The organism is Streptomyces sp. NPDC031497 (assembly GCF_055580905.1).
Genome location: NZ_JBVIKO010000019.1, coordinates 99,969 through 124,738, shown reverse-complemented (window position 1 = coordinate 124,738; position 24,770 = coordinate 99,969). Strand labels below are relative to the sequence as shown.

General features: G+C 72.2%; 13 protein-coding genes and 2 pseudogenes. 3 read left to right on the top strand and 12 right to left on the bottom strand.

Features of this window, described 5'->3' with window-relative positions; all coding sequences use genetic code 11:
• Nucleotides 1–19 precede the first annotated feature (19 nt).
• The gene (locus ACZ5K7_RS32935) at nt 20–481 is read left to right on the top strand and encodes a GreA/GreB family elongation factor (protein WP_351701863.1); all 462 of its coding nucleotides are present in this window, start codon (nt 20–22) and stop codon (nt 479–481) included.
• 1 nt (nt 482) lies between these two features.
• Here the strand turns inward: ACZ5K7_RS32935 and ACZ5K7_RS32930 are convergent, their stop codons facing one another.
• From ACZ5K7_RS32930 to ACZ5K7_RS32875, 12 genes and pseudogenes are all read right to left on the bottom strand, one after another.
• Nucleotides 483–977 carry a DUF3566 domain-containing protein gene (locus tag ACZ5K7_RS32930; RefSeq protein WP_468919054.1) on the bottom strand — a complete coding sequence of 165 codons (495 nt, stop codon included), beginning with the start codon at nt 975–977 and terminating at the stop codon, nt 483–485.
• A gap of 928 nt (nt 978–1,905) precedes the next feature.
• Nucleotides 1,906–2,454, bottom strand: a pseudogene (locus ACZ5K7_RS32925) (cellulose binding domain-containing protein); the annotation flags it as partial.
• Nucleotides 2,455–2,557: 103 nt separating this feature from the next.
• Nucleotides 2,558–4,618, bottom strand: coding sequence for a galactose-binding domain-containing protein (locus ACZ5K7_RS32920; RefSeq protein WP_468919051.1), 2,061 nt, complete (start codon nt 4,616–4,618; stop codon nt 2,558–2,560).
• A gap of 133 nt (nt 4,619–4,751) precedes the next feature.
• Nucleotides 4,752–5,978 (bottom strand): aminotransferase class V-fold PLP-dependent enzyme, encoded by a 1,227-nt coding sequence (locus ACZ5K7_RS32915; RefSeq protein WP_468919048.1) that lies wholly within the window; start codon nt 5,976–5,978, stop codon nt 4,752–4,754.
• 191 nt (nt 5,979–6,169) lie between these two features.
• Entirely contained in the window at nt 6,170–7,648 is a 1,479-nt protein-coding gene (locus ACZ5K7_RS32910) for a glutamate-cysteine ligase family protein (protein ID WP_468919046.1), read from the bottom strand.
• Nucleotides 7,649–7,885: 237 nt separating this feature from the next.
• Nucleotides 7,886–8,074, bottom strand: coding sequence for a hypothetical protein (locus ACZ5K7_RS32905; protein ID WP_468919043.1), 189 nt, complete (start codon nt 8,072–8,074; stop codon nt 7,886–7,888).
• Between the two features lie 85 nt (nt 8,075–8,159).
• The gene (locus ACZ5K7_RS32900) at nt 8,160–8,828 is read right to left on the bottom strand and encodes a TetR/AcrR family transcriptional regulator (protein ID WP_468919041.1); all 669 of its coding nucleotides are present in this window, start codon (nt 8,826–8,828) and stop codon (nt 8,160–8,162) included.
• Nucleotides 8,825–10,831 (bottom strand): CocE/NonD family hydrolase, encoded by a 2,007-nt coding sequence (locus tag ACZ5K7_RS32895; RefSeq protein ID WP_468919040.1) that lies wholly within the window; start codon nt 10,829–10,831, stop codon nt 8,825–8,827. Before ACZ5K7_RS32895 ends, ACZ5K7_RS32900 begins: the two co-directional genes overlap by 4 nt.
• Entirely contained in the window at nt 10,828–12,582 is a 1,755-nt protein-coding gene (locus ACZ5K7_RS32890; protein WP_468919038.1) for a dipeptide ABC transporter ATP-binding protein, read from the bottom strand. The genes ACZ5K7_RS32895 and ACZ5K7_RS32890 overlap by 4 nt, the downstream gene beginning before the upstream one ends.
• Nucleotides 12,582–13,481 carry an ABC transporter permease gene (locus tag ACZ5K7_RS32885; protein WP_468919037.1) on the bottom strand — a complete coding sequence of 300 codons (900 nt, stop codon included), beginning with the start codon at nt 13,479–13,481 and terminating at the stop codon, nt 12,582–12,584. Before ACZ5K7_RS32885 ends, ACZ5K7_RS32890 begins: the two co-directional genes overlap by 1 nt.
• The gene (locus ACZ5K7_RS32880; RefSeq protein ID WP_468919035.1) at nt 13,478–14,434 is read right to left on the bottom strand and encodes an ABC transporter permease; all 957 of its coding nucleotides are present in this window, start codon (nt 14,432–14,434) and stop codon (nt 13,478–13,480) included. Before ACZ5K7_RS32880 ends, ACZ5K7_RS32885 begins: the two co-directional genes overlap by 4 nt.
• 2 nt (nt 14,435–14,436) lie before the next feature.
• Nucleotides 14,437–16,020: an ABC transporter substrate-binding protein gene (locus ACZ5K7_RS32875; RefSeq protein ID WP_468919033.1), complete on the bottom strand. Its 1,584-nt coding sequence runs from the start codon at nt 16,018–16,020 to the stop codon at nt 14,437–14,439.
• Between the two features lie 387 nt (nt 16,021–16,407).
• Between ACZ5K7_RS32875 and ACZ5K7_RS32870 the strand changes: the two genes are divergently transcribed.
• Together ACZ5K7_RS32870 and ACZ5K7_RS32865 are read left to right on the top strand one after the other, a co-directional pair.
• Complete coding sequence (locus ACZ5K7_RS32870) at nt 16,408–17,289, top strand: class I SAM-dependent methyltransferase (protein WP_468919032.1); 882 nt, start codon at nt 16,408–16,410, stop codon at nt 17,287–17,289.
• 554 nt (nt 17,290–17,843) lie between these two features.
• Nucleotides 17,844–24,688, top strand: a pseudogene (locus ACZ5K7_RS32865) (glycoside hydrolase domain-containing protein).
• Nucleotides 24,689–24,770 lie beyond the last annotated feature (82 nt).

Genomic DNA, 24,770 nt, shown 5'->3' with positions numbered 1-24,770 from the left:
CGGCACCGAAGGAGCGGACATGGGCGGTCCCGAACCGATCAGCGCCGAGGGTCGTCGCGCGCTGGAGCAGCAACTCGCCGATCTCCACACCGAGCGGCAGGACGTCGCCGTGACGCTGCGGGGCGACGATTCCCCGGGCGACCACGCGGACGAGGCCGACGAGTTGCAACGGGCCGACGACCTCAGGCGCCTGGACGTTCGCATCGAGGAGATCACGCTGCGGCTGCACCAGGCGGCGGTCGCCGGACCGGCCCCCGCGGGCGTGGTCGGTGTCGGCAGCAACGTCACCGTGCGGTTCAAGGACGGCGCGGTGCAGAGCGTCGAGATCGGTGAGATCGCCTCCGCAGCGGACGAGAACCTGGTGACGCAGGACAGCCCGCTCGGACGCGCGCTGCTGGGACACCGGGTCGGCGACACCGTCAGCTTCGAGACACCCCAGGGAACCGCGGACGCCACCGTGGTGTCGCTGGGCGCCTCCTAGATCACTCCCCTTGGCCGGCATCCGGCCTGACGGGGACCGCATGCTCGCTCGGTGCCGTCGGCTTCCTGCCCCGCAGGGGGCCGTACCTGGCCGACAGGTGCCGCACCGCCCTGGTGACCCAGGCCGGGGTGTGGGCACGCAGGTAGCGGCGGGCGCGGATGCCGGCGCGGTCCATGGCCAACTGGGCGTTGGCGCCCGCCTCGGTGGGGCCGAGGTCGTCGGTGAGGGAGATCTCGAGGCCGCCGTTGTACGGGGCGGTCAGGTTGTACAGGAAGGTGGTCAGGGCTGCCAGACACGAGCCCAGGACGACTTCGAGGGTGATGACGGTGAACGCGACGGTCAGGAACGTGCTCAGCCGGGGCAGGGCGTCCGGCGCGAGGATCGCGGCCAGGCCCCAGGCGGCGGTCGAGGTGACGACGGTGAGGATGCCGAGACCGCCGAGGAGCAGGAAGCTCATCACCGTCACGGACCAGGGTTCTGCCTCCGATATCCGCATGCGCATCGTCCGCGGCCGAAGCGAAGGGCCCCGTGCGGGGCGGCGGCTCGGAAGCGTGTCGCGCGCGGTCGGTGGCGCCGGGGCCGCGCGGCCTGCGCCTTCGGACAAGGACGTGACGGGCGGGGACGTGCTGGGCGGCGACGTCTCGGGGCTGGACGTCTCGGGCCGGGATGGCTCGGATCCGGACGTCTCAGGCCGGGACGTGTCGGATCTGGACGTCTCAGGCCGGGATGGCTCGGGTCCGGGTGTCTCGGGCCGGGACGTCTCCGGCCGGGACGTGTCGGGCCGGGAGTGGAGGGCCGGCGGGGGCTGTGGAGTGGGCCTGTCGGCGGTGGGGCGGCCCGGCGCGGGCTCCCCCTGAGCGACGGCTGTCGTCGCGGTCCCGTCGCGGCCGGGGGCGTCGACGTGCTCCGCCGGCGGCACTCGCTCCTCGTGGGGTGCCGTGAGTGCGGGGGCGGCCCCTTCGTCGGCGTCGTCGCCGTCTGCCGTGGGCCCCGGCCCGTTGAGGGGCCTGCTCTTCCTCGTGGTGTGGACAGTGCCGTCGAGCCGGGGCGTGGCCCGCTTGCGGGAGGTGTTACGGGTCCTGCGCTTGGCGCGACTCATGCGTGTCTCCCTGAGTGGCCTGGCAGTCTCGCAGGGGCTCTGCCCGCATAAACGGGCCTCCGTCGACCGCCCGGCGGCCTGTGGGGGCCTGCTGGTCGTTGCCTTCGACGGTATGGGTTCCTGCGTGATCTTGCATTCCTGGCGACGCACCCGGGGGGCGGACGGCCGGACCGGGGCCGGCTCTCGTGGGGGTGTCCGGCCGGGAGCCGTGGCTTCGCGCTCGGCGCCGAGGGCGGTGGTCGGCGCGGGTCCCCGGCCACCCGGGGGAGGCGGGAGCGCCGGCCGGCGAGGTGTGCGTCCCACCCCACCTCGCCGGTCGGCGTGTTCACCTCGTCGCGCAGCCGGAGCCGTTGAGGGTGAAGGCGGTCGGGGCGGTGTTGGTGGCGCCCTTGTTCGCCAGGAACCCGACGGTCACCGAGCCGCCGACGGGGATGGTGGTGGTGTAGGAGGCGGGCGTGACGGACACCGCGCCGCCGGTCTGCTGAGGCGTGCCGCCCCACATGGTGGTGACGGTCTGGCCGTCGGCGAAGGCGAAGCCGAGCCGCCAGCCGTCGATCGCGGTGGTGCCACCGTTGCCGATGGTCAACTCGCCCTGGAATCCGCCGGGCCACTCCCCCACGACGCGGTAGCCGACCGAGCAGGACAGGTCGGCGGCCTTGGCGGTGGTGACGTTCACCGTGGCCGAGCGGGCCGAGCGGTTGCCGGCGGCGTCACGGGCGTAGACGGCGAAGGTGTACGCGGTCTGGGCGGTCAGGCCCGTCACGGTGACGGTGCTGGTGGTGACAGCAGCAACCGTGGTCTCGGTGGTGCCGCTGACGCGGACGACGTCGTAGCCGGTGACGCCCACGTTGTCGGTGGCGGCGGTCCAGGTGAGGTGTCACGGCCGTACGGGCCAGGGGCGCCGTCCTGGTGGCCGCTTCCGTCAGCCGCCGGTGCCGGAGCACCGGCGGCATGCGTGCCGCCCGGCAGCCCTCGCCTCAGGCGCTGTGGACCCCGACCTCGTACAGCGAGTATCCCCACTCGGTGCCGCGCGCCAGGCCGTGGACACGGACGTAGCGGGCCGGGGTCCCGGTGAACCGGGCCGTGTCCAGGCCGCCGTCGCCCGAGGTCGTGGACCAGGCGGTCTCCCAGTTCGTGCCGTCGGTGGAGAGCTCCACGCGGTAGGACCTGCCGTAGGCGCGCTCCCAGTCCAGCGTCACCCGGGACACCAGGTGGGTGGAGCCCAGGTCGACCTGCCACCACTGGTCGTCGCTCCAGTCACTGGCCCAGCGCGTGGCGTCGTCGCCGTCGGCGGCACGGCCCGGCTGGTAACTGGTGAACGGGTTCCACTCGGACGAACCGGCGCTCGCCGGCTGCCCCTTGGCGAGGTTCACCGAGGCCTGGTGCTGTTCCGTGGCCCGCCAGGTGCCGAGGTAGGACTCGGCGCCCCGGAACAGGTCGTTCACCACGTCCTGGCCGCCGACCTGCCGGATGTCCTCGATCCAGTCGGGGATCATGCCCACGTGGGCCGCGCCGTCGGTGTTGATGTCGAAGGTGCGCTCGCCGGAGGTCTGGCGGTCGATGACGGAGCCGCCGTCGACGCTTTTGAAGGGGTACGTCACCTTGTCGGCGGCGTCCGCGCCGCGCGGGGCGGGGTGGTCGCCGATGCCGTTGAAGTCCGTGCCGTAGCCGTAGCCCACGCCGTACTTGTCGCGCAGTGCCTTGGTCCGCGCCGCCTCCGCGACGAAGCCCTCGGAGCCGTGCATGTACTGGGCGACGAAGCCGCCGAGGGAGTAGACCCGCTCGGTCCAGTTCAGGTCCATCCAGCTGTGCGAGGAGATCACGCCGGGGTACGACGCCGACTCCAGGATGTCGAGGGCCTGGCCGACGGCCTTGACGCCCATGTGGTCGATCTCCAGCATCATCTTGCGCTTCATCATGCCGCGCACGGCGTACTCGCCGAGTTCGGTGAGACCGCGTTTGTTGCACTGGGCGTCCGAGTCGTACGAGGGGACGTCCACACCCGCCGGCAGGTCCGACTCCGCCGACGACGACGCGCTGCCGATGGGGTTGTCGTGCTGCGGGCCGGTGCACTTCTCGGTCCCCCAGAAGGTGCCGGTGGACAGGAACTGGCCGACGTTGATGGCCGTTCCGAGGCCGCCGGAGTCGAAGCGGACGCCGCACAGCGCGTTGTCGAACTTGTGGCACAGGAACATGGAGCGGACGCCGAGCGCGTACAGCTCGTCCAGCCCCCTGTCGATGTCCGCCTTGCCGCACTGCGGGATGTCGAGGATCTGCTTGCAGCCGAAGGGTTCGGAGGTCTCGACCCCGAGGACGACGGCGAGTTTGCCCTCCTCGATGACCTGCCGCGCCTGCGCGCTGTCGGTGACGATCCGGAACCAGCCCTTGCCGGTGCCGCCGTACATCTTGTCGATGTACGCCTGGAGGTCGTACGTCATCTTCGCCTGCAGCCGGATCGACGTCATCTCGTCGCAGCTACGGTCCTTGAAGGGGTAGATGGAGCAGATCATGCCGTTGGTGACGAGGTCGTTGACGAGCACGCGCTGGCCGCCTCGCCAGGCCCGCTCCACCCAGGCGTAGTAGTCGGCCTGATGGGTCATCGAGTCGTACGCCGGCCAGTCCTCGAACGTCGGCCAGCCGACCGGGTCGTGCTTGCCGTCGCCGCCGTGGGTGATGTAGTCGAAGAGCGCGAGGGAGCCGTCGGGGTAGTGCTCGGGGCAGTCCTTCAGGGCGTCGGCGACTCCGGCCTCGGAGAAGACCTTGCCGCAGATCAGCCGGCCGCCGAAGGCCTCGTTGCCGAACAGGTGGTTGTGCGCGTCGACGAACCCGCGTACCTCGCCCGTGGCCGTGGTGCCGGTGAACGGCTCGCCGGTGACGTCGATCCCGACGTCCGGGGCGGGTCGTGCGGTCGGGGTCCACCAGTCGTTGCCGGCCGCCGCACTCGGGGTGGGCCCGAGGACCACGGTCAGCACCAGGAGCAGCAACGACAGAACAGTGACGTTCCTGCGTCTGCGGTACGAGCGTCGAGTCTGCGTCACGGACCACGTCCCTCGGTCGGCGGAAAGCGCGGTTGGCCAACCTTTGAGGTTGTCATGACCCGCGCAATACGTGGGACGAGGATCCGGTGGTGCGCCTACCGAGTCAAGAGGCCGGGACGCTTGACCTGATCACTCAACAGTGCTGCTCCCGGGCCCAGTTACCGAGTACGGGGACACACTTCTCGGCGAAGTGCTCGTAGTCGGCCGGGGTGTTGTAGACGTGGGCGGACACGCGCAGGTAGCCGATGCCGCCGAAACTGGTGAAGGCCGCCTCGACGGCGAGTTCGCGGGCCGCTCGGTCGCGCAGCGCGTCGGCCTCGATCCGGCTGCGGCCGAGGCCGTCGGGCAGCCGCACCAGGCGCATGCCGGGGACGGGCATCCCGACGTCGGCCCGGCTGTCCGCACCGGTGAGCCGGGTGAACGCGGCGCCGATGACGTGGGCGGCGTAGTCCGCCAGCCGGTCCATGTACCGGCGGGCGGCGGACCAGCCCCAGGTGCGCTCGACGAAGTCCAGGGACGTGGGCGCGGCGAGGTAGGAGGTGGCGTCGAGCGTGCCCTGCTGGTCGAAGCGGTCGGGGTACGGGTCCTGGGCGCCCCACGAGTCGATCAGTGGGTGGAGCAGGTCGCGCAGGGGCCCGCGGGCGACCAGGGCCGCGGTGCCGCGCGGAGCGCAGCCCCATTTGTGGAGGTTGCCGGTCCAGAAGTCGTACGTCGCGTCGGCGAGCGGTGTGCCGAGCAGACCCGGTGCGTGGGCGCCGTCCACGAGCACCGGTATGCCCTGCCGGCGTGCCGCCGCGCCGATCCGCTCGACCGGCAGCCGGCGTGCGGTCGCCGACGTGATCTGGTCGACCACGACGAGGTCGGTGGCCTCGCCGATCTCGGCGGCCACGGCCTCGTACGCCTCGTCCTCGTCCGCGCCGAGCGGCACCCGCGCCGTGCGCACCCGGCCGCCCCAGCGGCGTGCCAGCCTTTCGGCTCCCATGGTGACGGCCCCGTAGCCGTGGTCGGTGACGACGATCTCCCCGCCGCGGCGGCGGGCGAGGGCGTTGTAGACCACGCTGGCGCCGGCGCTGGCGTTGGGCACCAGGGCGAGGTCACCGGCGTCGACGCGCAGGAAGTCGGCGAGCTCGACGCGGGTGGCAGCGAGCCGGCCGGGCAGCTCCGGGAACCACACCACCGGCGCGCGCTCCATCTCGGCACGCAGCTGTGCCTGCCGCGCCTGCGCGACCAGCGGAACGGCGCCGAACGAGCCGTGGTTCAGGTGTTTCAGCGCCGGGTCCAGCGACCACGCGTCGGCGGCGGGCGCGCCGTCGGCCAGCAGCAAGGGATGCGGCGCGAGGGCCACCTCGGTGTCGGTCACGTCAGGAAGCCTCCGGGAGCAACAGCGGTCACCCGGCATCCTGACATGACGGTGACCGTTCCCCGGGGCCGGGTCGACGGTGGGGCCCTGCCACCGACTGTCCATGTACGCCGACGCGATAGCAGGGGCCGCGATCGAGGTGTGGGCGGGTGCGGGGAACTCCGGGCCGCCCTCTCAGCGCGTTGCGGCGCTCACTCCACGGGCCACGTGTGGGCCGCCGCGTTCAGGTGCATGTAGTCCATGTACGTGGTGGTCATCCGCCGCAGCGCCTCCCGGCGGTCGGAGGTACCGGTCCGCTCCAGGTGGTGGACCGTCTCCGCCTGCCACAGGGCGCCGTTGCGGGCGTTCACGCAGCGCTGCTCGATGATGCCCAGCATGGGCTCGCGCCAGGAGGCGTCCAGGCCGGCCAGCTCCAGGCCCCGGTGCGCCAGCGGCAGCAGGCGTCTGAGCACCAGTTCCGTGACCGGTACCTCGCCCACCCCCGGCCAGTACAGGCGCGCGTCGATGCCGTCGCGGGCCGCCGCGTGCAGGTTCTCCTCGGCGACCGCGAAGGACATCCGTGACCACACCGGACGGTCCTCGTCCACGAGGGCGCGCGTCAGGCCGTAGTAGAGGGCGCCGTTGGCGATGGTGTCGGCCACGGTGGGGCCGGCGGGCAGGACGCGGTTCTCGATACGCAGGTGCGGCCCGCTGTCGGTGACGGCGTAGACGGGGCGGTTCCAGCGGTAGATCGTGCCGTTGTGCAGTGTGAGTTCCCCGAGCTGTGGCACGCCGCCTGCGTCGAGGGCCTGCCGCGGGTCCTCGTCGTCGCACAGGGGCAGGAGCGCCGGGAAGTAACGTACGTTCTCCTCGAACAGGTCGAAGACGCTGGTGATCCACCGCTCTCCGAACCACACCCGCGGCCGTACCCCCTGGGCCTTGATCTCCTCGGGGCGGGTGTCGGTGGCCTGCTCGAACAAGGGGATGCGGGTCTCGCGCCACAGTTCCCTGCCGAAGAGGAAGGGCGAATTGGCGGCGAGGGCGATCTGCACGCCCGCGATCGCCTGGGCCGCGTTCCAGTAGTCGGCGAAGTCCTTGGGGGCCACCTGCAGATGGAACTGGGTGCTGGTGCAGGCGGCCTCGGGGGTGATCGCGTCGGCGTACATGGACAGGCGGTCCACGCCTTCCAGCCTGATCCGGAGGTCCTCGCCGCGCGCCGCGAAGATCTGCTCGTTCAGCAGCCGGTAGCGCGGATCACCGGACAGGGACGCCTCGCCCACGTGCGGTTCCGCCAGCGTCGGCAGGATCCCGATCATGATCAGGTGGGCGCCCACCGTCGCGGCGCGGTCCTCGGCGTGGTTGAGCGCGTCGCGGATCGTCTGCTCCCAGGCGCCGGGGCCGCCGGAGGTCAGCTGCCGGGGCGGGATGTCGATCTCCAGGTTGAAGCGGCCCAGCTCGCTCGACCAGGCGGGGTCGGCGATCGCCCGCAGCACCTCGGTGTTCCGCATCGCCGGCAGCCCGTCGTCGTCCACCAGGTTGAGCTCGATCTCCATGCCGACCTGGGGGCGCTCGCTCTCGAAGCCCGAATCGCGCAGCATCTGCGCCAGTACGTCGAGACAGTTGTGCATCTTCTCGCGGTACCGGCGCCGGTCCTCCCGTGTGAACACCCGGGCCGGCACATCACGTCCCATCGGGCCCTCCCGGGTCCCCTCGGCGGATGCCTGCCGTCCCAGCGTCGCACCTCCCGGGCGTACCGGACACTCGCCGGGCCGCCGGCTCACGGGGCGCGCTCGGCACGGTTGCGCAGAGTGACCGGACGAGCTTCTCCCCCGGGCCGGCGGTTCCAAGGGAGTCACGGGTGCGGCCGGGACACCGGCCTCCGTGGACGCTCCCGTCGCCGGCGGAGGGGCGGTCGCCGCGCGTAGGGATCAGGGGCCCGGACGGCCGTCGAGCTTCACGACGGGCCGCTGGACGTCGCCGGCCGACCGCTTCGCGCGCTCGGGGTGGACGGTCGCGTGGCGGCGGAGCAGCCGGCCGTCGTCCTCGACGGGCTCGACCCGAAGGGCGCCCTCCGGCCGGACCGGCCGGGCCCGGACGCGGTCCGCCCGGTCCCGCACCGGTGCCTCGCGGAACGGTCCGGAGCACGACCCGGCTGCCGTCCGGAGGCCTCCTCGACAGAACCCGCGCACGCGGCCGTGCACGTCAGTCGCGCTCCGGGCGGACGGCGAGTTCGGTCTCCACCAGCCGGTTCAGGTGACGGCGGGCGTCCTGGGTGCTGAGCGGCGGCGTCTGGCGCAGCCGCTGGAGGGCGAGGCCGTCGGCGAGGGCGGCGAAGCGGACGGTGAACCCGTCGAGGTCGTCGCCTGCGAACTCCCCGTCCGCGACACCCCGTTCGACCAGGGCACGGATCTGCCGGTGCCAGGCCGTGTAGCGCTGGGCCTGGCCACGGGTGAACGCCTCGTCGGTGTCCGGGTCGCCGGCGTTCCAGTAGTCGAACCACATCCGCCAGTGCCGGTCGGTGTCCTCGGTGAAGAGCGCGTCGACGAGCAGCCGCAGCGCCTCGGCACCGCTGCCGGCCTGCTCGGCGGCCTCGCTGAGCGCCGCGTAGTAGCGCTCGATGTGCAGGACCATGGCCTCGGACAGGATCTCCTGGACGCTGCCGAAGTGATAGGTGACCGTCCCCACGGAGACCCCGGCCGCCGCCGCCACGTCCCGGACGCCCACCGAGGCGTAGCCGCGCTCCGCGATCAGCGGGACGGCCGCCTCGACGATCAGCCGGCGGCGGACCTCGGTGGGCTGGCGGGTGCGGTCGGCGGCGGCGACGGCACGGCGCGGGGTCTTCGCGGCGCGCTGCGGCTTGGCGGCGGTCATCCCGACGTCCTCGCGCTGGTGTGGTGCCAGGAGCGCTTGGCCACTGTCTCTCCGTTCGCCCGTGCCTCGATACGGCTGTCCATCACGAAGTCCGCGGCCGTGGCGCGCAGCTCCGTACGCGCCATGATCTCAGCGTCGTAGTCGTCGCGCCGCAGCCGGATCCGCCACTGGGACACGGCGCTCGCCGACAGCGGGTCGTCGCCGCGGACACGGTACGTCTCGCGCGCGCTCTCCTCGTAGCGGAGCCCGTCGGGATACGTCCGTGATCCCCCGTAGTTGGGGTCGACCTCCAGGGTCCACTCCCCCGCCGCCACGTCGTGCGTGACGAGTCGTTCGGGCCGCGGCTCGGTGGGCCGGTCGTAGGTGACCGGCAGCGGTGGCGCCTGTTCCGGCTCCTCGAAGACGATCGGCGGTTCCTCGACGCCCGCCCGCACGGGCAGGAGCACGGCGCTGTCGGCGGGTACGACCCGCAGCTCGCCGCGCTCACCGTGCGGCCACACCCACGGCCAGTACGCGTCGGAGACGGCGACCCGGACCCGGTGGCCGGGCGGGAAGGCGTAGCCGACGCCGGTGAGTTCGACCTCGACGTCCTCGTACGTCCCCGGGGTCCACTCGACCGCCTTGTCGCGGCCGTGCCTGCTCAGCAGGTTGAGCACCCCGCGGGTGACCAGCGTCGAGGAGCCGTCGGGAGCCACGTCGCACAGCCGGACGATCACATGGGCGCGCGGGGTGGTGCTGTCCAGGCGGAGCCGGACGCGCGGCCGGCCGAGGATCTCGACGCGCTCGGCGAGAGGTTCGGAGTCGAAGCACACCGAACGGCCGTCCTCCTCGCGCTGGTCGGGCGGCAGGTCGCTCGCGTTGCCGAAGGGGAAGAACCGGCCGGCGTCCAGGCCGGTGTGGAGCGGGGAACGGACCAGGACCGGGGTGCGGGAGCCGGGAGCGAGGGCGCGCTCGCTCCATGTCACCCGCGGGGAGGGCCAGTCGGGCTCCCCCACCCAGCGGCCCGGCATCGTGTCGTACGAAGTGGCGGGCGGGACCGGGTCGTTGATCCAGGCGCGCAGCAGCGGTTCGCGCAGCACCCCGGTGTCGGTGTTCTTGAGGTGCTGGTCCCACCAGCGCAGGGTCTCCTGGAGGAAGCCGATCGCCGGGCCGGGCGGCAGCCCGCGGTCGGGGTACTGGTGGGACCAGGGTCCGATCAGGCCGCGCACCCGGTCGGCCGGGAGGTGCTCGACGAGGCGCAGCACGGTGTCGCGGTAGGGGTCGTGCCAGCCGCCGACCGCGAGGACGGCGGCGTCGATGGCGGTGTAGTCCTCGCAGACGCTGCCGTGCTGCCAGTAGGCGTCGCGCTCCTGGTGGTCGAGCCAGGTGTGCAGGAAGGGCTGGAGGGTGTCGAGGCGTTCGCGCCACATGGGCAGCCAGCGGTCGGTGCCGACGCTCGCCGGGTCCGGGGGGCGGGAGGCGAAGGCGAGCATGGTGCCGGCCCAGGCGAGCATGTCGATGCCGAGGACGGCGCCGCCGGTGTAGTGGACGTCGTTGTCGTAGCGGTCGTCGGTGGAGCAGACGGTGACGACCGCCTTGAGCGGCTCGGGGGCGAGGGCCGCTATCTGGAGGGCGTTGAAGCCGCCCCAGGAGATGCCGAACATGCCGACCTTGCCGGTGCACCAGGGCTGTGCGGCGAGCCAGTTGACGACGTCGACGCCGTCCGCGAGTTCCTGGGCGTCGTACTCGTCCCCGGGGGTGCCCTCGCTGTCGCCGTGGCCTCGGATGTCGACGCGTACGGAGGCGTAGCCGTGTCCGGCGTACCAGGGGTGGCGCTGGGCGTCGCGGGGCGCGGTCCAGTCGCTCTTGCGGTACGGGAGGTATTCGAGCAGCGCGGGCACGGGGTCGGACCCGGCGTCGGCGGGCCGCCAGATGCGCGCGTGCAGCCGGGTGGCGCCGTCCCTGGTGGGGATCCAGACGTCCTCGCGGACGACCTGGCGCTCGAACTGGTCGCGGTACTTCACGAAACTCCTTCGGCCACAGGGGCGTCGACGGGCTGCCAGCGGCGGACGCGGTGGCCGTCGCCGAGGTCCGTCCAGATGTCGTCCGCCGCAGCGGCGTCCGCCCAGTCCGGGGCGTCGCCGGTCAGGGGCGGGGCGTCGGGGTCGGGTTCGAGGGCGGCCGCCATCAGCCGGCGGGTGTAGGGGTGGCCGGGCGCGTCGAAGACGGCTTCCGTGGGGCCCTCCTCGACGACGACTCCGTGCCGCAGGACGACGACGCGGTCGGCGATGCCGCGCACCACCGCGAGGTCGTGGCTGATGAACAGGCAGGCCAGGTCGCGTTCGCGGCGCAGGTCGTCCAGGAGGCGCAGCACCTCGGCCTGGACGGAGACGTCCAGGGCGGTGGTGATCTCGTCGGCGATCAGGACGTCCGGTTCTCCGGCCAGCGCCCGTGCGATGCCGATGCGCTGGCGCTGTCCGCCGGAGAGCTGGGCGGGCAGCCGGTCGGCGAGGGCCGGGTCCAGGCGTACGTCGGCGATGAGCCGGCGGGCCTGTTCGGCGGTCTCGGTGCGGCCGGTCGAGGTGCCGAAGAACCGCAGCGGGCGGCGCACGGCGTCACCGACGGAGCGGCGGGGGTTCAGGGAGGTGTCCGCGTTCTGGAAGACCAGCTGGACCCTGCGTCGCAGCGACAGCGGCCGCCGGGGCGCCGGGCGGGCCAGGTCCCCGGCCTCGTGCGTCATGGTGCCGCCGGACGGGGTGCGCAGGCCCGCCAGGGTCCAGGCCAGCGTGGACTTGCCGCTGCCCGACTCGCCGACGAGGGCGAGGACCTCGCCGCGGCGGACGTCGAAGGAGACCCCGTGCACGGCGCGGGTGCTGCCGTAGTCGATGGTGACGTCGCTCGCGGCGACCGCGACCGGTGCGCCGTCCGGGACCACGGACTTGGCGCGGACCGTCCGTTCCCCCGCCTCGTCCACGACCGCGAGACCGGCGTCGTCCAGCCGTGGCACGCTCGCCAGCAGCTTCTTCGTGTACGGGTCCTGGGGCGCGGCGAACAGCCGCCGGGTGGCCGCCGACTCCACCACCCGGCCGGTCTTGAGGACGCACATGTCGTCGGCCAGGTGGGCGACGACGCCGAGGTCGTGGCTCACCAGGACGGCGGCCAGGCCGAGTTCGTCGCGCAGGGCGGCGATCAGGTCCAGGACGCTGCGCTGGGTGATGACGTCCAGGCCGGTGGTCGGCTCGTCGAGGACCAGGACCTTGGGGCGGGCGGCGACGGCCATGGCGATGGCGACGCGCTGCTGCTGGCCGCCGGACAGCTCGTGCGGGTAGCGGCGGGCGAGTTCGGCGGGGCGGGGCAGCCGGACCTGTTCGAGGAGTTCGACGACCGGTATGTGGCCACCGGCCTCCTCGATCTGCCGCCCGATCCGCATGGTCGGGGTCAGCGCCTGCCCGGCGTTCTGGGCGACCATGGCGACGGTCCCGCCGCGCAGCCGCCGCAACCGCGGTGCGGGCAGCGCGAACACGTCCTGTCCGTCGACGTGGACGCTGCCGCCGGTGATCCGGGAGCCGTGCCGCAGATGGCCGAGGAGGGTGGCGGCGATCGTGGACTTGCCGCTGCCGGACTCGCCGACGAGGGCGAGCGTCCGGCCCGGCGCCACCTCCAGGGACACCTCGTGCACGACCGGGACGTCGCGGCCGCCCGAACGGTAGGCGACGGAGAGGGAGTCGACGGAGACGACAGAGGTGACGGGGTCGATGGAGACGACAGAGGTCATCAGGAACCCTCCCTGATCCGGTCCACGCCCCACGCCTTGGACAGGCCGTCGGCCGCGAGGTTGAGCCCGACCACGAGGGTGGCCAGGGCGAAGATCGGCGCGAGGCTCGCCATCGGGACGACGGTGATGGCGGTGCGGTTCTCGGCGACCATCAAGCCCCAGTCGGGGGTCGGCGGGTCGGCGCCGAAGCCGAGGAAGGACAGCGAGGAGATCAGCAGCACCACCCAGGACGCGCGCATCGCGAACTCCACGCAGACCACGTCGGTGATGTTCGGCAGGACCTCGCGGCGCAGGATCGCCCAGGTGCTCTCGCCGCGGGCGCGGGCGGCGGTGACGTAGTCCATGGGGACGACGGCCAGCGCGGCGCCACGCACCACGCGGACGACCTGCGGGACGTAGACGACGGCGATGGCGAGGACGATCACCGCGGGCCCGGTGCCGAGCGCGGTGACGACGACGAGCAGGGCGAGGATCGACGGCACGGACAGGATCGCGTCGAGGACCCGGCCGAGCAGGTCGTCGAACCAGCCGCCGCGCAGGGCGGCCGCGCAGCCGATCACGGTGCCGAGGGCGACGGTGATCAGGGTGGCGGCGACGGAGACGCCGAGCGCGTACCGGCCGCCGTACAGCACCCTGGCGAGGACGTCGCGGCCGTACTGGTCGGTGCCCGCCCAGTGCTCCCAGCTCGAGCCGAGCAGGGCGTGCGAGGCGTCGTTGGCGATCGGGTCGTAGGAGGTGAGGAGCGGGGCGAGCAGCGCGACCAGGATGTGCACGGCGACGACGGCCAGGCCCACCAGGGCGGTGCGGGAGGAGCGCAGGCTTCGCCAGGCGCGGGCGGCGGCGTGCGGGGCCGCCGGAGCGGTGGCCGGGGCGGCCGGGGTGGTGTCGAGCGCGGTCATCGGGTCCTCCCTCGGGTGCGGAGCCTGGGGTTGAGGGCCATGGCGCCGAGGTCCGCGGCGAGGTTGCAGACGACGTAGATCACGGCGCTGACGAGGGCGATGGCCTGGATGACGGGCAGATCGCGGTTCTGTACGGAGGAGAGCATCAGCTTTCCGATGCCGGGGTAGTTGAAGACGTTCTCGACGACGGCGACCCCGCCCGCGAGCCAGGCGACGTTGAGGGCGATCACGTGCAGGGTGGGCAGCAGGGCGCTGGGCAGGGCGTGCCGGGTGACGACCCGCCAGGTGGACAGGCCCTTGAGGCGGGCGGTGGTGACGTACTCGCCGGCCAGCACGTCGATGACCGAGGTACGGGCCATCCGCACGATGTAGGCGGCCATGACGACGGCGAGCGCGAGCGCGGGCAGCCACACGGCGGGCAGGAGCTGGCCGACGCTCGCCTCGGGGCCGTAGAGGACGACCGCGGGGAACCAGGGCAGCGCGACGGAGAAGCACAGCACCAGCACGGTGGCGACCACGAACTCGGGGACGCTCATGCCGACCAGGCTGACGGTGGAGATGAGGTGGTCGGGCCAGCGGTCCCGGTACAGGCCGGCGAGGACGCCCAGGACGAGGGAGCCGGTCACCGCGAACAGGATGGTGACGAGGGCGATGAGCGCGGAGTTGCCGAGGTACTGGGCGACTTCGCCGCCGACGCCCTTGCCGGAGACGAGGGAGGTACCGAAGTCGCCGTGCAGGGCGCCCCCGACCCAGTCGAGGTAGCGCTCCCAGGCGGGCCGGTCGAGGCCGAGCTGGTCGCGGAGGGCGGCGACGGCGTCCGGGGTGGCGTCCTTGCCGAGGATCTGGGTGGCCACGTCGCCCGGCAGCGCCTGTACGGCGAGGAAGACGAGGACCGAGGAGAGGAACAGCGTGCCGACGGCCGAGGCCAGCCGGCGCAGGGTGAACGACAGCATGCTCAGGCTCCCTTCACGCCGATGTTGAGGTAGTCGAACTCGAAACCGTGCTCGGCGTAGCCGCGGACCTTGCGGGAGATGCCGACCAGCCGGTCGGCGAACATCGGGGTCATCGCCCCGCCCCGCTCGATGACCAGCCGCTGCGCCTCGCCGTACAGTGCACGGCGCTCGGTGTCGTCGGTCTCGGCGCGGGCCCGGTCCAGGACGGTGTCGAACTCCTTGTCGGACCAGGCGGTCTCGTTGTAGGAGGAGCCGCTGCGGAAGATCTGGGTGAAGAGCTGGTCGACGGGCCGCCCGGTGAACCAGTAGGTGGCCATCAGCGGCTTCTTCATCCAGATCTGCGTGTAGTAGGAATCCGCGGCGGCCGTCCTGACCCGGACCCGGATGCCGGCCCGTTTGGCGGAGTCCTGGTAGGCGAGGGCCATCGGCGTGAACAGCGGGTCGTAGGAGGAGGTGTAGAGGTCGACGGCCAGGCCCTCGTGCCCGGCCTGCTTGAGAAGGTGGCGGGCCTGCTCGGGGTCGTGCGCGGGGTGCGCGGCGATGTGGGCGGGGTCGGTGGGCGGTACGGGGTTGTCCCAGCCGGCACTGCCCGCGCCCTGGAGCGCGACCTTCACGACGTGCTCAGGGTCGTAGGCGAGCTTCATCGCCTGCCGGACCCGTACGTCGGTGAAGGGCTTCTCGGTGGTGAGCATCGGCAGCACGTACCACTGCGCGTCCTTCACCCGGGCGATGGTGGCCCGGTCGGAGGCGGCGACCACCCGGGCGGTGGCGAAGTCGAGGTTGGTCTGGGACAGCAGGTCCACCTGGCCGGCGAGCAGGGCGTTGGAGCGGGCGGACATGTCGGCGACCGAGTAGAAGGAGATCGTGTCGAGGACCGGGCGGCCGGCCCAGTGGTCCTTGTTCGCGGTGACCCGGCCGGGGCCCGCCGGGGTGAACGACTCCAGCTTGAAGGGGCCGGTGCCGATGCCGGTGCGGCCGATGCCCTTGGCGCTGCCGTCCGGGACGACATAGCAGTTGTAGTGCGTCAGCAGACTCGGGAACTCGGCGTTCGGAGTCTTCAGGGGGACGACGAGGGTGTGGGCGTCGGGGGTGCGCAGCGTGCCCGGGTCGACGAGCGGGGCGAGGACGGCGGCCTGGGGTGAGGCGGTCGCCTTGGCGAGGATGTGGCGCAGCGTGTAGGCGGCGTCGGCGGAGGTGAAGGCACGTCCGTCGTGGAAGGTGACGCCCTTGCGCAGCCGGAAGGTCCAGGTACGGGCCTTGCTGTCGGACTCCCATGACTCGGCGAGGTCGGGGGCGAGTTCGCCGTCCGCGCCGACGCGGACCAGCCGGTTGTAGAGGGCGCCGAGGTACTCGTACGCCGACAGGGAGCTGGCGGGATCGAGGGTCTCGGCGTCGGAGGCCGGGGGCCGGGCGATGCGCAGGGTGCCGCCGGCGTCGGGGGCACCCTTCAGGGCGGCAGCCGTCAGGTCGGGGGCGGCGGCTGCCCCCGTACACCCGGTGAGCAGCCAGGACGCGCCGAGCGAGGCCGCGCCGGCCACGCCCGCGGCGAGCACCGAGCGGCGCCTCGGCAGGTGGATGTCGGACATGGACCGACCGTCTCTCTCGCTATTCGTTCACCGGAACGATTGAGTGAAGTTCGTGAACGATAACCAGGAGACGACTTCCAGCCAACCCTTCGGACGCGGAAATTAACCTCGCGAAACGGATCGGTAACGAGATCGTGCGAGGCGAGGGGCGTACGGACGGCGCGGCCGCCCGGCGCGGACGAGACGCGGTGGGCGGGCCGGCCGGCCGGCGCCGAGACGTCGCCGGACGACGGGATCGCCGGACGACGGGATCACCGGGCGACGACGGGATCGCCGGGCACGGGGCGCCGCTGGCTCGCACTCGGCCCGCCGGGCGGAGACTTCGTCGTCCGCCGCCGTCGGACGCCAGGTGAGGGGCGCAGTGGGGGTGGTGTTGAATACGGCTCCATGAGCGAGAGCGGGCGTGCGGCTAGCCGAACGGCGGTCCTGGTCTGTCAGGGGCGGGCGGCGGCGGACGGGAGGATCGCCGCGGGCCGGTTCGCGGATCCGGTGGCGGTACGGCTGCTGCGCGCCGCGGAGCGCGTGCCCGTGGACGAGGTGCGCGCGGGCAAGGTGCCGGAGGGCTGGCAGGCACGCGTGGCGTACGAGGGTGTGCGGGCGTGTGCCGAGGTGGTCGCGCCGCGGACGGTCGCGATCGACGAGGCTCTGCGCGCCCGTCCGACGGGCCGGCTCGTGATTCTCGGCGCCGGTCTGGACACCCGCGCGTGGCGGCTGCCCGAGCTTGCGCGGACCGATGTGTGGGAGGTCGACCATCCGGCCTCCCAGCAGGACAAGCGCGCCCGCCTTGCCGCCGCCTCGGAGTTGCCGGCCGTCGCCCGTTCCGTACGGTTCGCGCCGGTCGATTTCGCCGTCGACGATCTCGGTGCGGTGCTGGACGCGGCCGGGCACGACCCGTCCGCCCCGACGACATGGCTGTGGGAGGGCGTCGTGCCGTACCTCACGCGCGACGAGGTCCGGGCGACGGTCGCCGCGCTCGCCGCGCGGTCGGCCCCGGGCAGCGTGCTCGTCGTCAACTACCAGGCGCCGTCGGCCAGGGCGGCCGTCGGCCGGCTGCTGGCACGCGTGCTCCGCAGTTCCATGACGTCGGGCGAGCCGTGGCGCTCGCTGTGGCGGCCGGCGCAAATGGCCGCGCTGCTGGCGGAGTACGGGCTGCGGGTGGTGTCGGACGACGATCTCCTCACGCTCGCGCACACGTTGGGCAGCCCTGCGCAGCGACGGTCGTCCCTGCGGTCCGGTCGGGTGACGGTCGCGGAGTGCCACCGCGGGTGAGTCCGCCGGCAGCGGGCCGACTGGCCCATGCCGTCGTGCGGAGGCTGTCCGACGGCGTTGCGGTTCCTGTGGCCGACGGACTCGAACACGGTCGGCCTGCGGGGGCGTTCGCGGGAGCGGAGTCGAAGCTCGTCTCGTCGCCGGCCCGCAGCGTGGCCGACCGGCGGTGCCCCTCCCCCGTCCCCCTGGCGACAGAACAGCGGGCCCGCTTCCCCGCTACCCCGTTTCGCCGCTACCCCGGAGAACACGTCACGATGTCCGTCCCGCGCGCCCGGTGGCAAACCCGGTGCGAGGCCGCCTTCGTGGGGCGGCGCGCGTGCGCATCTCCTGTACGAGTCCTGTTCGCCCGTTGCATGCTTTCCCCGTGTCTGATGGCGGGCGGTCGTGCACGCGGCGGGTGCGATCCCGTGCGTCCACGGCCTTCTCGCCCCGAGTCCGCACGCTCCGGGTGTCGTCCGGGCTGACAACGTTGTCCCCGACCGGCCGGACCGTGCCGTGTATCGCGACGTTGGAGAGGTTCCGTGCCTGTCAGACCCGATGCCCGCTTGCCCCGCATGCTGCCTTCGAGAACCGCCCGCCGACCTCGCCGGCGGCTGCGCGCGACGATCGCCGTACTCCTCGCCGGGACGCTCGGCCTCGCCGCGCTGGTGGACGGCGGCACGGCCGCGGCGACGCCGGCCGTGACCAAGTCCGCGGGGTCCGCGGGCACATCCGGCGGCACTGACTACACGAAGCTCGTCGACCCGTTCGTGTCGACCGCCGGTGACGACGGCAACGACCTGCCGGGAGCCGAGGCGCCGCACAGCCTGGCCAAGGTCAACCCGCTGACCACGCCGAACCGCAACCACACCGGATACGACTACGACGAGGACCACATCGCCGGGTTCACCGCGACGAACCTCGACGGCGTCGGCGGTTCGGGAGGCGGCGGCGACCTGCTCGTCGTGCCGACCTCCGTGCGGTACGACAGACGTCCCGCCCCGAGCACGTATGCGCACACGTACGGCCACGACGACGAGACCGCGACGCCCGGTTACTACCAGGCGGGTCTCGGGGCGATCTCCGGAACCGGCTCGTCGGTGACGCAGGACCCCGGCACCATCAAGGCCGAGATGACCGCGACGACGCGCACGGCGCTCGAACGCTACAGCTTCCCCGCCGGGTCGAACCCCGAACTCGTCCTGGACCTCGCGAACAACTTCACCAGCCGCACCCGCGCGACGATGAAGGCGACGACGCTCCCGGACGGGACCACGTCGATCACCGGGCTCATCGCCGGGTCGTTCAACGGCGCCTCGTACAAGCTGTACTACGACGCCACCACCAACGTCCCCGTGACCTCCCTCAAGAGCTGGGGCAACGACGGCAGGCTGAGCGACGCGACCACGCAGGACGGGTCCGACACGGGCGCCGTCCTCGGCTTCGACAAGTCCGCCGGGAACGACGTCGAACTGCGCGTCACGCTGTCGCCGATCAGCGCCGAACAGGCCGCGACCGACCAGGCGAACGAGGTGGGCCACCTCACCTTCGACCAGGCGCGCGCCCAGACGACGGCGGACTGGAACACCACCCTCGGCGCAGTCGCCGTGAAGGCCTCCGCGACGTCCGACCCCGGGTCGACGCTCACCAAGGAGTTCTACACGCACCTGTACCGCATGTACGCGCTGCCGGTGAACGCCACCAGCACCAGCGGAACGTACCGCGGCGTCGACGGAGCCGTGCACAAGACGAACGGCTTCACCTACTACGACGGCTGGTCCACCTGGGACGACTTCCGCAAGTACTCGGTCGAGGCCTATATCGACCCGGCCACCTACCGGGACCTGGTGCAGTCGCTCGTCGAGCTCTTCGCCGACGCGCACAGCTCGGGCAAGAGCCTCGGCAGCCTCACCCACTCGGTGCCGACGGTGCGCTGGGAGCGCTCGGCCGTGGTGGTCGCCGACGCGCTGTCGAAGGGTTACAAGAACTTCGACCGGCTCGACGAGGCGTACCCGGCGCTGCTGTCGTACACCGGCTACTACACGGGCGCGCAGCTGCGGCAGGGATACGTCTCGGGTGATCCCGGTACGACCGTGCAGCGCGGCTACGACCAGTGGGCGCTGTCCGTCATCGCCGACGCGCTCGGCAAGGACGCGGACGCGAGGAAGCTGCGCACCCAGTCGACCATGGCGATCGACAACCTCGTGAAGTCCGGTGCCTGGAAGGCGGCCGACGGCACCGAGGTCGGTCTGCTCACCCCGCGGGCCACGGGCGGCGACTGGCAGAGCGCCGACTACGAGAAGTTCGAGGCGGCCGGCCTCTACCAGGGCACGCTCTGGCAGTACCACTGGTACGACGCGTACGACATGGGCGGACTCATCAAGGCCATGGGCGGTGACAAGGCCGGCAGGGCAGCGGTGGAGCACATGTTCGGCGAGGACTCCGACGCCGACGACGGCTCGACCATGCTGCACTCCAACGCGAACGAGATCGACCTCCAGGCCCCCTATCTCTTCAACTACGTCGGTGAGCCGAGCCTGACGCAGAAGTGGGTGCGGGCCATCTACACCGGCACGACGTGGAACCGCTACATCGCGACCGGCTCCACGAACGAAGCCCCCAGCTCCGGCGGTCAGTTCACGCCGCCGGTCAGGACCCAGGTCTACAAGCTCTCCCCGAACGGCTTCCTGCCGACCATGGACAACGACGCCGGGACCATGTCGACCATGTTCGTCGGCGCCGCCCTCGGCCTGTTCCCGGTGACCGCCGGTTCCAGCCAGTTCCAGATCGGCAGCCCGTTCTTCGACTCCACGACGATCACCTACGCCAACGGCTCCACGTTCACGGTGAAGGCCGACGGCGTCTCGCCGAGCAACTACTACGTGCAGAGCGCGACCCTCAACGGCAAGCGGTTCGACAACACGTGGCTGGACTACTCCCAGATCATCTCCGGCGGCACGCTGGACTTCACGATGGGCTCCAAGCCCTCCCAGTGGGGCGCACGCACGAAGCCCGCGTACTCGCTGGACGCCGGCTCGGGCGGCACGGGTGACGGCGGCACGGGAGCGGGCAAGGGCGGCACCGTCGTCTCCGCCCGCCCGGGCACGGTCGACACGGCGGCGGACGGCACCGTCGACGGCGGCATCAAGCTCACGCTGTCCGGGCCGGCCTCCTTCGCCGCCCGCAAGGGCACCAGCCTCACCAGGACCGGCGCGGCGAGCGTGACCGGCCTGCCGGACGGCGTCACGGCGGACCTCCGGGTCAGCGGCTCGCGCACGGCGACGCTGTCGCTCAGCGGCACCACGAAGGTCGACGCACGCCTCGGCATCACGTTCCGCGACGCGGCCTTCGGCCATGGCGTGCCGGCCTCGACGGTGAGCGGCACCGGGATATCCGTGACCGATCCGCTCGTCGTCTCCGCCGCCGCGGTGCACCGCAAGGCCCTCGGCGCACTCGTCGACCAGGCGTCGCTGGTGCGTAGCGGCAACTACTCCGACGGCTCCTGGAGTCTGTTCCGCTCGGCGCTCGAACGCGCGCGGACCGTCCTCGCGGACACCGCCTCCGCGACCGGCACGATCATGGCCGCGCACGACGCGCTGGAGACCGCGATCGACGCGCTCACCATCGACGAGGGCGGCTACGCCGTCCTGCAGGCCGAGTCCCCCGACGAGAAGGAGGGCCCCAGCCTCGTGAGCGAGGCGTACTACTCGGACGGCGACCTCGGCGGGGTCACCGAGGGCGCGTGGGAACGGTTCGCCAAGCTGGACTTCGGCGGGATCGCCCCGCGCAGCGTCTCGGTCCGCTACGCCAACTCGCAGGCGGCGAACGCGAAGCCGAGCAGCGTCGACATCCACGCCGGCGCCGCCGACGGCCCGGTTGTCGCGACCGTCTCGCTCCCCGGGACCGGCGGCTGGCAGTACTACACCACGGTGCAGGCGGCCGTCACCGACCCGGACGCCCTGCTCGGTGCGAAGAGCGCGACGTTCGTGTTCCATGCCCCGTCCGGGCAGCAGTGGGTGTCGAACTTCGACCGGTACCAGTTCTCGCCGAACGAGGTCTCCTCGTCCCCCTCGACCACACTCGCCACGCTGACCGCGGTGAACAGCACCACGACCGGCGGCGGTTCGCTCCCGCTCGACCTCGGCAACGGCATCTTCGAGAACGTGACGAACGGCGCGTGGGCTGAGTGGAAGGACACGAACCTCCAGGACGGCGCCGACACCGTCAGCGTCAGCTACGACAAGCCCCAGTCACGGGCGGCGTCGGACTCGCACATCGAACTGCACCTCGGCTCGAAGGACGGCGCGAAGAAGGTCGACATCCCCCTCGACTACACCGGATCGGGCTGGGGAACCGTCGCCACCAAGACCGTGCAGCTCGACCCGAGCGTCTTCACCGGCGTCCAGGACGTGTACGCCGACTTCATCTCCAGCACGCAGACCTCCGCCCAGCCCTACGTGGGCAACGTCTACTCGCTGACGCTGACGAAGACCGCCGACGCCCCCGTGGGCTTCGACGCCACCGCGTTCCGCTCGAACAGCGGCGGCGGGCTCAAGAGCGAGCCGGTCGGCTGGACCGGCGCGGGTTCCGCCACCGACCTCGGCGGCACCTACCACGGCGCCTGGCTCGACTACGGGGACATCGACTTCGGCAACTCCCCGAAGAGCACCGTCACGATCACCTACGTCAACAACTCGGCCCGCTGCGGCACCGGTTCAGCCGTCCAGCTGTACCTGGACTCCTTCGACGCGGCCGACCCCGGGACGCCGTACGCGACCGTACCGCTGCCGGTCACGGGCGCCGCGTGGTCGTCAGGAGGGACGACGAGCCTGGCCCTGCCGAAGGCGATCACCGGCACGCACGCCGTCCATCTGCGGCTGACGACGACCCCCGACTCCTCGCATCCGTACGTCGCGAACCTGGGCCGGATCACCTTCGACCACGTCGACACGCCCGCCGTCACCGACAAGTCCGCCCTGCGGAAGGCGATCGACCAGTACGAGGGGCTCTCCGGCGACGCGGAGCGCTACGACACCGTCGACTTCGGGGTGTACCTGCGCGAACTCGCCGCGGCGCGCGCCCTGGTGGACGCCGACGACGCGACCCAGCTCGAAGTCGACACGCATACCCGCAGCCTCACCCTGGCCGCGGGGCAGCTGATCCCGCTGCCGAGGCTGAAGCTGGAGGACCTGGTCGCGACCGCGTCGGCCCTGGACAACTCCCGTTACACGGACGCGTCGTGGAAGGCGTTCACCGAGGCACTCACCGCGGCGAAGACCGCCGTCGCGGACGACACGGCCACGGACGGCACCCTCACCGCAGGGTACGACGCCCTCCACCACGCCCTGTCCGCGCTGACCACGAAGCCCAGGACGGCGCCTGCCGTGCCCGGCGCGGTGTCGGCGACGTCGTCCGGCACCAGTGTGACGGTCGCCTGGTCCGCTCCCGAGGACGACGGCGGCTCCCCGGTCACCGGCTACCGGATCACCCTCGACGACGGCCACCGGGTCGAGGTCGACGACCGGGACAGCCGGAGCACGACGTTCACCCGGCTGCGGTCCGGCAGGTCGTACACGGCGCGCGTCGCGGCGGTGAACAGGTTCGGCGTCTCGCGCCCGAGCGCCGCCACGGCGCCCGTGGTGACCGACGGCGGCAAGCCGCAGACGCCGGCCGTGACGGGTGTGCTCACCGACGGCAAGCAGGTCCGGGTGACCTGGCGGGCGGCCGGCGACGGCGGATTCCCGGTCATCGGATACACCGTGACCCTGAACGACGGAACCACCGCGCACCTTCCCGCCACGGCGGACACGGCGCTGCTCACCACCACGGGCAGGGCGAAGGCACACACGGCCACCGTCACCGCGGTCACGCCGGCCGGTACCTCGGCCGACACCACCACGATCACCCCGGTGGACACCTCCGACCCGGCATACGAGTCGGCACCCTTCCCTGATGACACTCCAAGGTGCCCCACGGCACCGCGCTCACCGCCGAGAACGACAGGATCGCCGTGCGCATCAACAACGCGGCAACACAGAAGGAGGTGGACCGGGCCGAGGTCGACGCCACGAACAGCGCCACGGTCACGCTGGCCGACGGCCTCGGTTCCCGGCTCGGCCAGATCTACGGCGAGGCTCTCAGCAGCGGCCAACTGCCCAAGACCAGCGCTCTGTTCTCCCGTGTCACGCAGGGCCTCGACGGAGTCGACGCGGCGAAGAACCACTACGGCTACCCGCGTCCGTACGTGCGGCTCGGGTTCGTCGGCGACGGCGGCGACGTCTACGAGTCGCAGGACGGTTCGTACAGCAGCCTCGCCACCAGCGGCTCGTATCCGAGCGGCCACACCTACGGCGGCTACGAGGCGGGGACCGTCCTCGCCACGCTGCTGCCGGAGCTGGCACCGTCGATCCTCGCGCGGACCTCGGAGTACGGGAACAACCGCATCGTCCTCGGGTTCCACTACCCGCTCGACGTCATGGGCGGCCGCATCACCGGACAGGCCACCGTGGCGCACCGGTGGGCGGACCCCGACTTCGCGAACCTGCTGATGCAGGCCCACACCGAGATCGAGAACGTGCTGCTCGCGCGGTGCGAGACGGAGGGGTACGGCGAGACGCTCACGGCCTGCGCGGGCGACCCGTACGACGGCCTGAGCACGACGCAGGACATCGACCTGTACACCCGGCGCCTGACCTACGGGTTCTCGCAGGTGGGCAAGGTCGGGCAGGCTCTCAGGACGCCGTCCGACGCGGCGGCGCTGCTGATCACGGCCTTCCCGGACCTCACCACCGCACAGCGCACCCAGGTCCTGGAGCAGACCGCGACGGACTCCGGGTACCCGCTCGACCTCACCGCGGACGGCGAGGCGAGCTGGCAGCGGATCAACCTGGCGGCGGCGATGGCGGCGCACGTGGCCGTGGACGCCGACGGGTCGGTCACGGTGACGAACTTCTCGGACGCCACGAAGGCGAGTGTCGCCGACGCCAAGGCGATCACCGTCGGGGGCGTCGCGATCGACGGGTTCGAGCCGGACGTGTCCACCTACGTCGTCGACTGGCCGCAGGGCACGAGGATCCCGGCCGTCTCCGCCGTACCGGCCAGGTCCGGGGCACGGGTTAAGGTCACCGACGGCAGTTCGGTCCTCTCGTCGACCGGGTCCCGGCTGACCGCCCGCACCATCGAGGTGACCTCGGCCAACGGTTCGGTCACCCGGACCTACACGGTCGGGTTGCAGTCCACGGACCGCGACCACCGGCCGGTCGCGGCCGCAGGTGACGGCGCCGTCGCGGCACCCGGCGGATGGGCCGCTTCCGGCGCGTGGGGCGGCGCAGTGGGCTCCGCGGGCGGTGCCGGGCTCTGGTCACGGGGGACGGAGTGGGCGCAGACGCGCGGAGTGCCCTGGGCCCGGAGCACGAGGTGACCACCGGACCTGCCGTGCCCTGCGGGGGCACGGCAGGTTCCCGCGGGGGCGCCGTCAGGAGACGTCGGGGGTGCTCATGGCC